This window comes from Streptomyces sp. NBC_00341 (genome assembly GCF_041435055.1).
Lineage (GTDB): Bacteria > Actinomycetota > Actinomycetes > Streptomycetales > Streptomycetaceae > Streptomyces.
Genome location: NZ_CP108002.1, coordinates 867553 through 881206, shown reverse-complemented (window position 1 = coordinate 881206; position 13654 = coordinate 867553). Strand labels below are relative to the sequence as shown.

Annotated in this window: 10 protein-coding genes; 2 read left to right on the top strand and 8 right to left on the bottom strand. The window is 71.8% G+C overall.

Annotated features, from left to right (window positions below):
• Window positions 1-127: 127 nt before the first annotated feature.
• From OG892_RS03865 to OG892_RS03835, 7 genes are all read right to left on the bottom strand, one after another.
• The gene (locus tag OG892_RS03865) at window positions 128-856 is read right to left on the bottom strand and encodes a type 1 glutamine amidotransferase (RefSeq protein ID WP_073736191.1); all 729 of its coding nucleotides are present in this window, start codon (window positions 854-856) and stop codon (window positions 128-130) included.
• A gap of 34 nt (window positions 857-890) precedes the next feature.
• A complete protein-coding gene (locus OG892_RS03860; protein ID WP_073736190.1) occupies window positions 891-2129 on the bottom strand; it encodes a MurT ligase domain-containing protein in 1239 nt (412 codons plus the stop codon).
• Window positions 2130-2397: 268 nt separating this feature from the next.
• Window positions 2398-3393 carry a 2,3-diaminopropionate biosynthesis protein SbnA gene (sbnA, locus tag OG892_RS03855; RefSeq protein ID WP_371628458.1) on the bottom strand — a complete coding sequence of 332 codons (996 nt, stop codon included), beginning with the start codon at window positions 3391-3393 and terminating at the stop codon, window positions 2398-2400.
• A 53-nt stretch (window positions 3394-3446) separates the two neighbouring features.
• The gene (gene sbnB, locus OG892_RS03850; protein ID WP_371628457.1) at window positions 3447-4517 is read right to left on the bottom strand and encodes a 2,3-diaminopropionate biosynthesis protein SbnB; all 1071 of its coding nucleotides are present in this window, start codon (window positions 4515-4517) and stop codon (window positions 3447-3449) included.
• Window positions 4514-5548, bottom strand: a complete 1035-nt coding sequence (locus OG892_RS03845) for a TauD/TfdA family dioxygenase (RefSeq protein ID WP_371628456.1) — start codon at window positions 5546-5548, stop codon at window positions 4514-4516. Before OG892_RS03845 ends, sbnB begins: the two co-directional genes overlap by 4 nt.
• Before the next feature lie 27 nt (window positions 5549-5575).
• Window positions 5576-8101 (bottom strand): amino acid adenylation domain-containing protein, encoded by a 2526-nt coding sequence (locus OG892_RS03840; RefSeq protein WP_371628455.1) that lies wholly within the window; start codon window positions 8099-8101, stop codon window positions 5576-5578.
• The gene (locus tag OG892_RS03835; protein ID WP_371628454.1) at window positions 8098-10671 is read right to left on the bottom strand and encodes a Pls/PosA family non-ribosomal peptide synthetase; all 2574 of its coding nucleotides are present in this window, start codon (window positions 10669-10671) and stop codon (window positions 8098-8100) included. The genes OG892_RS03840 and OG892_RS03835 overlap by 4 nt, the downstream gene beginning before the upstream one ends.
• A 267-nt stretch (window positions 10672-10938) precedes the next feature.
• Between OG892_RS03835 and def the strand changes: the two genes are divergently transcribed.
• Complete coding sequence (gene def, locus OG892_RS03830) at window positions 10939-11493, top strand: peptide deformylase (RefSeq protein WP_073736184.1); 555 nt, start codon at window positions 10939-10941, stop codon at window positions 11491-11493.
• Between the two features lie 23 nt (window positions 11494-11516).
• On the opposite strand, the gene OG892_RS03825 is transcribed toward def, so the two are convergent.
• Window positions 11517-12167: a TetR family transcriptional regulator gene (locus tag OG892_RS03825; RefSeq protein WP_073736183.1), complete on the bottom strand. Its 651-nt coding sequence runs from the start codon at window positions 12165-12167 to the stop codon at window positions 11517-11519.
• A gap of 172 nt (window positions 12168-12339) precedes the next feature.
• On the opposite strand from OG892_RS03825, the gene OG892_RS03820 reads away from it, so the two are divergent.
• Window positions 12340-13569: an acyl-CoA dehydrogenase family protein gene (locus OG892_RS03820; RefSeq protein ID WP_073736182.1), complete on the top strand. Its 1230-nt coding sequence runs from the start codon at window positions 12340-12342 to the stop codon at window positions 13567-13569.
• The last annotated feature ends 85 nt before the right edge of the window (window positions 13570-13654 follow it).

Here is a 13654-nt window from a genome sequence, read left to right as displayed (position 1 = left end):
GCAACGTGGGCCGACGACCGGACCACGTCGTCCGGCTGGAATCCCGCCACCCTACCGGCGCAGGGTGGCGGGACCGAACCGGGCGTCCGCCTGCTGGACTCCGCTCAGCTGAGCGAATTTCGCCTCATCAGACGGGCTGTGTCGCGGACGCGATCCGCTCGGCGCGCAGCGCCTCGTACCAGCGGTCGTCGGTCGGCGGCAGCGCGTTCACATCGAGCGCCAGCTTCAGCAGCAGGTCCGCGATGAGCGGGTTGCGCGCCATCACGGGCCCGTGCATGTACGTGCCGAACACGGTGTCGTTGTACGCACCCTCCGTGCCGTCCCCGGTGCCGTTGCCCCGGCCGAACTGCACCCGGGCGAACGGGCGTGCCGTCGGGCCGAGATGGGTGACGCCCTGGTGGTTCTCGAAGCCCGTCAGCGGAGGCAGCCCGAGGTGCGGGTCGATGTCCGCGAGCACGTCGCCCACGCACCGGTCGCCCTCGCCGCGGGTGGAGACCACGTCGAGCAGCCCGAGGCCCTGCTCGCGCTCACCGAGGTCGTTGACGAACTCGTGGCCGAGGATCTGGTAGCCGGCGCAGACCGAGAAGATGATCGCGCCGTTGGACGCGGCCCGGCTGAGACCGCCGTCACGGCGCAGCCGCTCCGCGGCGAGCCGCTGCGGACGGTCCTCACCGCCGCCGATCAGATAGATGTCGCCCGACGTGGGAACGGGCTGGTCGCTGCGCACGTCGACGCGCGACACGTCGAGGCCGCGCTGGCGGGCCCGGCGCTCCACCACCAGGGCGTTGCCCTGGTCGCCGTAGGTGCTGAGCAGGTCCGGGTAGACCCACACCAGCCGCAGGCTGTTGTTGCTCATGCTTCGTCCTCTCCGGAGGGGGCCGGGGCCGGGGTCAGTTGCCGACACGACGGCGCAGATCCTGGAAGGCGGTGTAGTTGGCGATGACCTCGATACGGCCGGGCGGTGCCTGCTGCACGGCCTCGTCGAGGTTCTCGCAGACCCGGAAGTCCAGACCGGCCACTTCGAGCCGGACCGCGAGGTCGAGCTTGCGGTCGCCGAGCACGAAGATCGGGTGACCCGCGAGCTGGGTGTAGTCCACGTCCCAGAGCCAGGAGGTGTCCGTACCGTCGGCGCCGCGGGCGTTGACGGAGAGGATCACCGGGGTGGGCGGCGGGTCGATCAGCGAGAACGTCTCCAGCCAGCCCGCCGGGTTCTTCGCCAGCAGGAGCCGCAGCTCACGGTTGAGGAAGGTGACGACGTCGTAGCGGCCCGCGACGGCCTGGACGTGGTACATCCGCTCCAGGGCGACCTGGGGCGGTACGCCGAAGACGGCGGCCACGGCCGCCGAGCTGGTGGCGTTGGCCTTGTTGGCGCGGCCGGGCAGCTGGAGGTGGATCGGCCAGGCCGAGCCGTGCGGGTCCAGCACGTAGTCGCCGTGCAGCACCCAGCTGGGCGGCGGCCGGCGGAATCCGCACTCGCCGCAGAACCAGTCGTCGCCGGGGCGCTGCATCACACCGCCGCAGGACGGGCAGGACCAGGCGTCGTCCTTCCACGCCTGTCCGGCCGCGACCCACACCACGTTGGGTGAGGAGGAGGCCGCCCAGACGATCAGCGGGTCGTCGGCGTTGGCGATGATCACGGCCTTCGAGCCGGACAGCCCCTCGCGCCACTTCTCGGCGAGCATCCGGGTCTCCGCGGCCCGGTCCAGCTGGTCGCGGGAGAGGTTGAGCAGCGCGATCACCTTGGGCGTCGTGTCGCGGGCGACTCCGGCGAGGTACTTCTCGTCCACCTCGATCACGCCGTACTGCGCGTCCGAGCCGCCGGCCAGGGCCGAGGTGATGCCCGCGGGCATGTTGGCGCCGAGCGCGTTCGACACGACCGGGCCGGCGGCCCGCAGTGCCTCGGCGATCAGCCGGGTCGTGGTCGTCTTGCCGTTGGTCGCCGACACCAGGATCACGTCCAGGTGCTGTGCCAGCCGCCCGAGCAGGTCGGGGTCGAGCTTGAGCGCCACCCGGCCGCCGATCACCGATCCGCTGCCCCGCCCGGCTGCCCGCGACACCGCCGCAGCGGCCTTGCCCGCCGTCACGGCCAGCTTGGCCCGCGGCGACAACGGCTCCGTGTTGCCTGCCATCGTCCTAGATCCTCCTTGCATCGGTCCGCGCCCAGCCTATCGATGTCCGGCGCGGCGGAGGCACGGCGGCACCGCTCGGGGCGTGGAGTTCCGGTGGAATGTGGGGCGCGTGACGTACCACCGGCGCGAAAAACCAGAGGGCGGGCGGCTCAGGGGGTCCGGTTCCTCGCGGCCCGGGAGGCCTGACCTCTCGTCATATCGCACCGCCCGTGCCCCGCCCCTCGCGGTGCGGGCCGCGACAGGCAGGGGTGACCGAGGTCACGCCTCTTCAGGCCGCAGGTGTCCCGGGGGCGGCCGGGACCGGCCGGGCGGTGTCGAGGGGCCCCCGGCCGTACAGGTCCCGGACCCAGTTGTCCTGGTACACGGTGTCGAGGTAGCGCTCGCCCAGGTCCGGTGCCACGGCCACCGCGGTGAGGTCCCGGGCCCCCCGCCGGTCCAGCCAGTCGACCGCGCCGCTCACCACCGTGCCCGTGGAGCCGCCGAAGAGGAAGCCCCGTCCGGCCAGCCGGCGGCAGGCGCGGATCGTGTCCGCCTCCTCGACCCGGACCACCTCGTCCACGTACGACTCGTCCAGCAACGGTGGGCGCATGCTCATGCCAAGACCCGGGATCATCCGGCGGCCGGGGGTGCCGCCGAACGCCACAGACCCTGCGGTGTCCACCGCGACGATCCGCACCGGTCGCCGCAGGTCCCGGAAGTAGCGCGCGCAGCCCATCAGGGTCCCGGTCGTCCCCGCGCCGACGAACAGGACGTCCAGGTCAGGGAACGAGCGGGCGATCTCCGGCGCCGTCGTCAGGTAGTGCGCCCGCCAGTTCGCCGGATTGGAGTACTGGCTCAGCCACACGCACCGGTCGTCGGCGGCGCAGAGGCTCCGGACGTAGTCCAGCCGCGCGCCGAGGAAGCCGCCGTTGGACTCCTCGCCCGCCACGCTGCGCACCTCGCTGCCCAGCGCCTCCATCAGCAGCCGCGTCGTGAGATTGCAGCGTGAGTCCGTCACGCAGATGAACCGGTATCCCTTGCTCGCCGCGATCATGCTCAGCGCGACACCGAGGTTTCCGGAGGAGGACTCGACCAGGACGGAGTCGGCCTTCAGCGAGCCGCCGCGCTCGGCGGACGCCACCATCTCGGCGGCCGCCTTGAGCTTGATCGAGCCGGCGAAGTTGAAGCCCTCGCACTTGAGGAGCAGCGAGCGCCCGAAGACCGGCTCCACATCGACGTAGAGGTCCTCCTCGTTGAAGTCCTGAGGAACGGATATGACCGACACGGCTAACTCCTCCTTGGGGCGGTGCGTCCTGTCCGTACTGCGGGCCGTGGCCCTCACCCGTACCGGCGGCGTTCGTGGAAGAAGTCGTCGACGGTCCGCAGTTCGCCCGAGCGGTCCACCTCGTCGTAGACGTAGGCGCCGACCGCGAGGTCGAGCACGCCGAGACCGAAGGGCGAGAACACCACGGGCCGGTCCGCCGGCACGTCCACCCGGCCCGCCATCACGTCGTCGAGCGTGCCGCTGACGAAGTTCCGGCTGCCCGTGAGCTGCTCGGTCAGATGAGGCGATGTGCCGGCCCTGAGGCAGTGCTCGATGTCGTCCACGATGTTGGTCGAGGCCAGCAGGACCTGCGGGGCGAGGTCCCGCAGCGACACGTGGAGCACGACGGGGTTGTGGCCGAACCACGCCGGGTCGCTGACGTGCGGCTGCCCGGCCACGGTCGCGAAGACCACGAGATCGCTCGTACGGATCAGCTCCTGCGGATCCCGGTGCACGGTGACGGCCGCGGGGCTGCCGGACTGTTCCACGTACACCCGGAAGCCGGCCGCGCTCTCCGCGGACACGTCGTACACCCCGATGTCGTCGAACGACCAGCCGGAGCCTTCGAGATAGGTGTGGATGTACCGGGCGATCAGGCCGGTTCCGAAGAACCCGACGCGGGTCGGCCGGGGCCGGCCCCGGCTGAGCCGGTCCGCGGCCGACGCCGCCGACGCGGCCGTTCTCGTCGCGCTGATGATCGAGCTCTCCAGACAGGCGAACGGGTATCCGGTGTCCGGATCGTTGAGGATCAGCACGGCGGAGGCCCGTGGTACGCCCGCCGTCACGTTCTCCGGGAAGCTGGCGATCCACTTCAGCCCGTCCACCCTCGCCGTACCGCCGAGCGAAGCGGGCAGCGCGATCATCCGGGCGGTCGGCCGGTCCGGGAAGCGCAGGAACGAGGAGGGCGGGTTCACCGTCCGGCCGGAGCCGTGCAGGCGGTACGCCGCCTCGACCACTTCCACGATGTCCTTCTCGCGCCCCTCCAGGGCGCGCCGGACCTGACCGCCGGGGATCACCGCGAACGAGGGCACGGCGATGTCGCCGGGTGCGGTGGACCCGGGCGTGCGGTCCTGGACGGTGTTCATCGCTGCCCCACCTCCGCCGTCGGCGAGCAGGTGTCCAGCCGGGTGGGGGACGCCATCGCGACGACCACGTCGCGCGGTCCTTCGTAGGCCTCCCTGCTGTGCGCGGTACGGATGTTGTCGACGAGCAGCAGGTCACCGGCGCGCCACGGCAGGCGCACGGTGTGTTCGGCGTAGACCGAACCGATGAGCCGGACGACCTCCTCCTCCAGGGGCTCGCCGTCGCCGTACCGGGTGTTGAACGGCAGCCCGGCGGGCCCGTACTCGTCGACCAGGTACTCCCGCACCTCGGGCGCGAGCGTCCATTCGTTCAGGAAGGCGATCTGGTTGAACCAGCAGCGCCGTCCGCCGGCCGGATGGCGCACCACCGCCGCGCGGCGCTGCGTGGTCCGCAGTCCGCCGTCGGGCTGCCAGTCCCAGGTGATGGCGTGGGCGCGGCAGTAGCCCTCCACGGCATCGCGGTCGGCGGTCCCGAACGCCTGGGAGACGCTGGCCCCGATCTCTCCGTTGTAGCTGCGGTTCAGCAGCCAGCCCTCGCGCTCGAACCGTTCGACGAGGTCGAGGGGCAGGGCGTCGAGCACGGCCGCCGCGTCGGCGAGGCCGACGGCTCCGCCGCTGGTGGGACCGGTGAGGCAGGCGAAGAGCAGCAGGGCGGGGAAGCCGAGCGTGTAGCTCAGCTCGTGGTGCATGCACATCGGCTGGTCCGGTGGCCAGGGAGACGCGGAGTGCACTCCGGGGGCGTAGCTCTCCCTGGGCGCGAAGGCCTCCCGTTCCGTCACCGGTTCGACGGCCAGCTGTCCCAGGACCGCCGCGACGTCGGCCGCTTCGCGCAGCTCCAGCCCGCGGACCAGGACCGCGCCGTGCGTGAGGAGCTCGGCGCGCAGGCGTTCGCGCGCCCCGGTGGCCCAGTCGGCCGGGTCGTGGGTGTCCGGGATCCGCAGCACCGGGGGCTGACCGGGCTGACCGGGCTGACCGGTCGGGCCGGGCCCCGCCTCCGGGCCGAGCTGTGAGGCCGTTATCTCGATGGAGGACATGTCACTCTCCTCAGGGTGGTGATCGGTTCAACGGGCAGCGCGCTCGTCCACGAGCGCGGCCAGATCGGTCAGTACGGGGTGGCGCACGAGGTCCTTGAGCGAGACCTCCCGGTCCAGGGAAATCACGACGCCGACCGCGGAGAGCGAGGTGCCGCCCCGGTCGAAGAAGTTGTCCCGCCGCCCCACCCCGTCCGGCGGGACCCCGAGCGCCTCGGCCCAGGCCGCCGCCAGCCGCCGTTCGGTACGGGTGCGGGGGAGGGCGGCGGCGTCGTGGCCGCCGGGTGCCCCGGGTGCCCCGGGTGCCCCGGTTTCGCCGGCGAGGCGGGTCAGTTCCGCTCGGTCGGTCTTCCCGTTGGCGGTCAGCGGCAGGGCCTTCAGCCAGTGGACGGCGGCCGGAACCATGTACGCGGGCAGGGATTCGGCGAGGTGCTCGCTCACCGAGGCGGCCGGCGACGGCTGTACGCCGCTGCAGAAGGCGATCAGGCGCTTCCCCCGGCCGGCCGCCCCTCCGGTGACCACGACGGCGGAGTCGCGGACGCCCGGGACCGTCAGCAGGGCGTTCTCGATCTCGCCGGTCTCGATGCGGAAGCCGCGGATCTTCACCTGGCTGTCGCGGCGGCCGAGGAACTCCAGCTGCCCGTCCGGGAGCCAGCGGCCGTAGTCACCGCTCAGGTGCAGCCGCTCCCCGCGCCGGTACGGATCCGGCAGGAAGGCGGCCCGGGTCCGCTCGGGGTCGTTGATGTATCCGCGGCCCACGCAGATCCCGGAGAAGGCGATCGCGCCGGGGGCGCCCAGCGGCACCGGACACCTGTGCTCGTCGAGGAGGTACATGCGTACGTTGGCCACCGGGCGCCCGATCGGCACCGCGTCGGATTCCGGCACCCGGTGCATGACCGCGTGACTGGTGTCGTCCGATGTCTCTGTCAGCCCGTAGGCGTTGACGAGCCGGACCCCGGGCCGGGCGCTGAACCAGCGCCGGACCAGATCCTTCTTCACCGCCTCGCCGGTGACCGATACGCAGCGCAGGTCGGGCAGTTCGCGCGGGTGCCGCTCCAGGAAGGCCAGGACGGCGTCGAGGTAGGACGGTACGACCTGGACCACGCCGGCCCGGCCGTCCGCCAGCGTGTCGAGGAAGCGCCGGACATCCAGAACGTCCTCCTGGCCGACCAGGAGGGTGGTCCCGCCGGTGAGCAGCGGGCAGAGCAGCTGCCACAGCGAGATGTCGAAGCACTGGGGGGCGGTCTGGGCGACCACGTCCGCCTCCCCGATCCCCAGATCGTCGATCTTCGCGAGGAGATGGTTGAGCAGGCCGGCGTGCTCCACCATCGCGCCCTTCGGCTCGCCGGTGGAGCCGGAGGTGAAGAGGACATAGGCCAGATCGCGGGCGCCGACGGGCACACCGGGACCGGCGTCGGCGCGCGTCCCGGAACCGGTGTCCTCGGGACGCGGTTCGCAGAGCGGGCCGATGAGCAGCTTCCGTGCGCCCGGCAGGGAGTCCAGCGCGCGGTCGAGCGTCGCGGTGCTGCCCGGTTCGGTGAGCACCAGCCCGCAGTCGGCGCGGGTGAGCACGGCGGCGATGCGCCCGGCCGGGAAGTGGGGATCTACGGGGAGGTAGACGCCGCCGGACTTGAGGATCGCGAGTACGGCGGCCATCCATTCCAGGCTCCGTTCGGTCACCAGGGCGACGACCCCTTGCCTGGTCAGTCCCGCGTCCAGCAGGGCGTGTGCCAGCCGGTTGGCGCGGGTGTCGAGGTCGCGGTACGTCCACCGCCTGTCGCCGTGGACCGCAGCGACGCTGTCCGGGTGCGCGCGTACCCGCTGTTCGAAGAGCTGGTGGAAGCGGAGGCCGGGCAGCTCCCGTTGCGGCCCGGCGAGTCCGTCGAGCTGGAGGCGCAGTTCGCCCGGTGACAGCAGGCTCTGCCGCCCGTGCGCCGCGTCGGGATCGGCCGCGATCAGCCGCAGCGCGTTGAGGTGGTAGCCGGCGATCCTGGTCGCGGCCTCCGCGTCGAGCGCGTCGGTCCGGTAGCGCAGCCGCAGCACGTCGCGGCCGTCGCGGCGCGTGAACCCGACGCTGAAGACGGCGCCCGGTACGGGTCCGGCCCGGCCGGTCGGGTCGAACACCGCCTCCGGCGCGGTGACGGGGAGCCGCAGCCGCCGCCTGAGGGCCTCGACCGGGTATCCCCGGTGGGCCAGCAGTTCCGCCTCGGCGCGATCCGCGTGCAGCAGGAGGGACCGCCACGAGGCGGCACCGGTCGTCAGTCGGCAGAGCAACGGCCCGGCGTCCACGGCGGGGACGTATCCCGTGGTGACACCGGGTTCACCGGACAGCGCGGCGAGGACCCGGGCATGGCCGGCCAGCAGCGGCGCGGTGGGCGAGACGCCCATCGAGCGCGCCAGTACGGTCAACTCCGCGGCCAGGGCGTCCGGGAAGGCTGTCTCGACCGTCGCGGTGCCCGGCGTCGGACTGCGCGTCCACCTCGGGAGGGCGGTGGACCCGCCGGCGGTCAGCACCTCGCGCCAGTACTCGGCTCCGGTCCGTGCGGGCGTGTTCATCGTGCCGCCTCCTCGCTACGGGCGCCGCCCGCCCGTATCTGGCGTGCGGGGTTGCCGCCCCACAGCGCGTCGCGCGGGACCGACTCGCCCTTCATCAGGAAGGAGTCCGGAGCGAGAGCGGCCCCGTCGTCGATCGTCACCCCGTAGTGCACGAAGGCCCCGACGCCGAGGGTGCAGTGCGATCCGATCGTGGTGCGGGCGGACTTGAAGGCGCCGTCCTCCTGCGAATGGCACTGGACGACGCTGCCGGCGTTGAGCGTGGCGCGGTCCCCGATGGTGACCATCGTGCGTTCCGTCAGATAGCAGCCGTCGTCGAAGACCTCGCGCCCGATCCGGACCCCCAGCGACCGCCAGATCAGACTCTTGAACGGTGTCCCGTCGAAGACCCGGAGATACGTCTCGGACGGCACCTTCCAGAAGCGTTCGCGCCGCCAGAAGCGGCGGTCGTAGATCGAGCAGAACAGCGGACCCGGCGGGTGGAACGCCGTGACGAGGCGTTCCACCATGACGAAGTACCCGGCGCTCACCACGACGAGGAGCACGTTGCCCAGCGCGATCGCCGTGGCGCCCACCGAGGTGTACAGCTCCGCGGCACCCGACATCACCAGGGTGACCACGAAGGCGTAGCACCACCGCGCCATCAGGTACAGCCCCATGGAAGCGGCGTTGTGCCTGTTCTTGGCCGCCAGGCCGTTGCGCAGCGTCTCGCCGCTCTTCATGCGGTCGAAGCTGCTGTCGCGCTGGACCGACCGGGGGATCTCGAAGCAGGGCGAGCCGAGGAGGCCGACGCCCTCGCGGGTCCTGCCGTCGACCGGGACCATGACCTTGGTCGCCAGCAGGCAGTTGTCCCCGACGCTGCTCCGCGCGGGGTAGGCGATCCTGTTGCCCAGGAAGCTGTGTGCGCCGATGGCCGTCCGGGAGACGCGGAACGAAGTGCTGGAGAACTCGGCGTTGTTGACCGACAGCCCGTCGGCCACCATCGTTCCCGTCCCTACCGTGCTCAGGTACGGCGTCTCGTGCTTGACCTCGGTACCGAAGTTCGACCCTGTCTGCTCGACGCGGGAAAGGTCGTACCCGAGCAGGCGGAGGTAGGGGACGATGCCGGAGCTGTCACCGAACAGGCGGGTGAGGAAGCGCCGGTTGGTCAGCAGCGTGATCGCGCGGTGCACCCCGTAGTGGAAGCCGTAGAGCGGATAGACCTTGTCCGGCTCGATGGTGCGGCTCAGCAGCCGGGGGACGGTGGCGAGCAGCAGGAAGGCGAGCGGCACGATCACGAAGAGCAGGACGAACGAGGCCGCCAGGGTGTCCCGGTAGAAGGCCCAGGTCGTGAGGACCGAGGGCCCCGGGTCCAGTACCGCCGAGAGCTGCGGGGCCCCGGCGAGCAGCATCCCGATCCCGCCGACGGCCAGTGGCAGGTACACCAGGAGCGCGCTCAGCAGCTGGGTGCCGCCGTGGACCGCCCTGCGCAGGGTGCCGCAGGCCGCCGGTTCCACCACCCGGTACTCCGCCCCGGCGCGCTGCGCCGGTGAACCGTGCCAGTGCTCGCCGGCGGGTACGCGCTGGCCGCGGTGCAGGGCGGAGGCGTGGGCCAGGCGGGCGCCGTCGCCCATGGACGTCCCGATGTCGAGCACCGAGGCCTCGGCGACGACGACGTCCTTGCCGAGGGTCACGGTGCCGGTCTGGATCAGACCGTCATGGGCCCGGTAGCAGGAGAGGAACGAGTCCTTGCGGATGACGGAGGAGTCCCCGACGGTGAGCAGGTCGGTGCAGAGCGGCACGTTGCGGGAGAAGATCACCACGCCCTTCCCGATCCTCGCGCCCAGCGCCCTGAGGTAGAGCGTGTACAGCGGCGATCCGGCGAACAGCACCAGCGGGTCGGCGCGGACGAGCGTTCTGACGATCCAGAACCGGACGTACGCGAGGCTCCAGATCCGGATCTCCTGGGGCCTCCAGCGCCCGACGAGAACCCATTTCGCGGCGATCGGCAGCGCGGAGAGACCCAACAGGGCCCCGGCGCCGAACGCGACGGAGCGGAGGTACCCGGAGAGCACGCCGGACCCGGCGGCTATCCACTCGTAGCCCCGGACCGTGATGAACGCGATGACGCACGAGTAGGCGACGAAGGCCACGAGCTGGAGCGTCCCGCACAGGAGGTACCCGGCCCGGCCGGCGGGGGCCGCAGGCGGGGGAGCGGGGAGGGCTTCCCCGGCGATCTCGGCGATCTCGGCGATCTCGGCGGGATCGGCGGGCCCGGTCGGGGAGGTGGGCGCGGCGGTCGCCAGCGCGGTCGCCAGTTCACCGGCGGTGGGGTGCGCGTAGACATCCCGCATCGAGACCGGCGGCAGATCCGCGCGCTTCCTCACCCGTGCGCAGAAGTGGGCCATCACCAGGGAGTCGGCACCCAGCTCGTCGAAGAAGTGGCTGTCCGCCGTCACCCGGTCGAGGTGCATGACATCCGAGAGAACGTCCCGGAACGCCGCTTCGACGTCGCGCGGTACGGCAGCGGCACTGTCGTGGGCCGCGGCCCTCCCGGGGTCCGGCGGCAGTGTGGCGACTCGCTTTCCTGGCATGGGGGGCTCCCTGGGCGGCGATGGGGTCACCTGTGACGCACGGTGACGCGGCCCTTGGCGGGCTGCTCCGGGCTGCTCCGTGTTGCTTCGGACGCCGGGTGGCCCGGTGCGAGCGGCGTTCGGTGGCTCTATGAGGAATTCGAGGCCGACGAAGGGGCGGATTGCCGCATATCGAAGAAATCTTGGCATTTCGCCCAGGGATGCGTAAGCGGGGTAGCCTCCGAGCCGGGCGGCGGCCGTGCGTCCGGCGCAACGTCGGACCGTACGATGGCCGCCATGCGAAACCGCCCGATCCCCGGCAGCTCCGGACGCGTCCGGGCCATGAGCCTGCTCGGTGACCCCGTGCTGCACGGCGCCTGCGAACCCGTCACGGACTTCGGGTCCCCGCTCGCCCGGCTGGTCGAGGACATGTTCGCCACGATGTACGCCGCGAACGGAGTCGGGCTCGCGGCCAACCAGGTCGGCGTGGCGCTAAGGGTGTTCGTGTACGACTGCCCCGACGACGAGGACGTCCGGCACCTGGGGCACCTCGTCAACCCCACCCTCGTCGAGGCCGACGGCATCACCGTGCGGGGCCCGGAGGGCTGCCTCTCGCTGCCGGGCATCGAGGCCGGCACGCCCCGCTTCGACCACGCGGTGGTCGAAGGGGTCACGGTCGAGGGCGAGCCGGTGCGGGTCAGCGGCACCGGCTTCTTCGCGCGCTGCCTCCAGCACGAGTGCGACCACCTGGACGGCGCCGTCTACACCGACCGGCTGACCGGGCTGCGGCGGGCGCGGGCCCTGCGCGCGGCCCGCCGGGCGCCCTGGGGGCGGCCCGGCTGACCGGCGAGCGGTATCGCGCGGTTTCAGAACCCGGGGCCACCGGGGCGGTCGCCCGCCGCGGACAGCCGGCCCCACAGCAGATCGGCCAGGCTGCTCACCAGCTGGGCCCGTGAGCAGGGGCGTTCGCCCAGCCACCAGTCGCCCGCCGCGTGCATCATGCCGACGATGCCATGACCCCAGATCCGGGCCATGACCTGGCTGTCGGCCCCGAGGTCCACCCGCTCCGCGATGACCGCGGCCAGCTCCTCGCCGAGGCGGCGCAGCAGCGGGGCCGAGTGGCGCCCGACGTCGAAGCCCTGCTCGGACGAGGGTGCCGCGTCGTCGGAGGGGTGCATCAGGAACCGGTAGACCTGCGGACGGGCCTCGATCGCGGCGAGATAGGTGTCGAGCGTCGCCTCGACCCGGGCGCGGCGGTCGGCGGGGGCGTCGAGCGCCGCCCGCAGCGCGCTGAGGAGCGCGTCGGTGTGCCGTTTCGCGAGGGCGCGGTAGAGGCCGCCCTTGTCGCCGAAGTGACGGTAGAGGATGGGCTTGGTGATTCCGGCCTCCGCCGCGATGGCGTTCATCGAGGCCCCCGGGCCGTCTCTGAGCACCACGCGGTCGGCGGCTTCGAGCAGCTCGCGGCGGCGGCGTTCTGCCGCGGACCGTTGCCGCTCCGCCTGTCGTGTGGTCTCCATGCTGTTTCTCCCACCCCTGGCCGTGCCTGTCCGTCCTGCCTGCGCAACGTAACACCCTGTCCAGCGGTGCGCGGATCTGTGGTTGACCGGTTGACAGAGGCTACTTGCCGGTAACAGACTGTTGTTACCGCAAGTAACGAACGGTTTTTGACAGCAGTACGTGGAGGGGAAAATGGCCGAGTTCACGCTCGAACTCAACGACGACCAGAAGCAGGTCCGTGACTGGTTGCACGGCTTCGCCGCGGATGTGATCCGTCCGGCCGCTTCGGAGTGGGACGAGCGTGAGGAAACGCCCTGGCCCGTCATCCAGGAGGCGGCCAAGGTCGGCATCTACTCCCTTGACTTCTACGCCCAGCAGTTCTTCGACCCGACCGGCCTCGGCATCCCGATGGCGATGGAGGAGCTCTTCTGGGGCGACGCGGGCATCGCCCTGTCGATCGTCGGTACGGGCCTGGCGGCCGTCGGCGTCCTCGCCAACGGCACCGAGGAGCAGATAGGCACCTGGATCCCGCAGATGTACGGCGACGCGAACGATGTGAAGGTCGCCGCCTTCTGCTCCTCCGAGCCCGACGCCGGCTCCGACGTCGCCTCGATGCGCACCCGCGCGGTGTACGACCAGGCCAAGGACGAGTGGGTGCTCAACGGCACCAAGACCTGGGCGACCAACGGTGGCATCGCCAACGTCCACGTCGTGGTCGCGGTCGTTGACGCGGAGCTCGGTTCCAAGGGGCACGCCTCCTTCATCGTGCCGCCCGGCACCCCCGGGCTCTCCCAGGGGCAGAAGTTCAAGAAGCACGGCATCCGCGCCTCGCACACCGCGGAGGTCGTCCTGGAGGACGTGCGCGTCCCGGGCCACTGCCTGCTCGGCGGCAAGGAGAAGCTCGACCAGCGCCTCGCGCGGGCCCGCGAGCGCGCCGCCTCCGGTGGCGGCGAGCGGGTGAAGAACGCCGCGATGGCCACGTTCGAGGCGTCCCGCCCGGCCGTCGGCGCGATGGCGGTCGGCACCGCCCGTGCCGCGTACGAGGTCGCGCTCGACTACGCGAAGACCCGGACCCAGTTCGGCCGCCCGATCATCGACAACCAGGGCATCGCGTTCCAGCTCGCCGACATGCGCACCCGGATCGACGCGGCCCGCCTCCTGGTCTGGCGCGCGTCCTGGATGGCGGCCGCCGGAAAGCCGTTCGAGTCGGCCGAGGGCTCCATGTCCAAGCTGTACGCGAGTGAGACGGCCAAGGAGGTCACCGCGCAGGCGGTCCAGATCCTGGGCGGCAACGGCTTCACCCGTGAGTACCCGGTGGAGCGGATGCACCGGGACGCCGCGATCTACACGATCTTCGAGGGCACCAGCGAGATCCAGCGCCTGGTGATCGCCCGCACGCTGTCCGGGATGCCCATCCGCTGACGCCCGGCCAGGCCGCCCGCACCGCAGGACCGGCCCCCGTCTCCCGCCGCACCGGCAGGAGACGGGGGCCGGTCCTTTGGCGCGG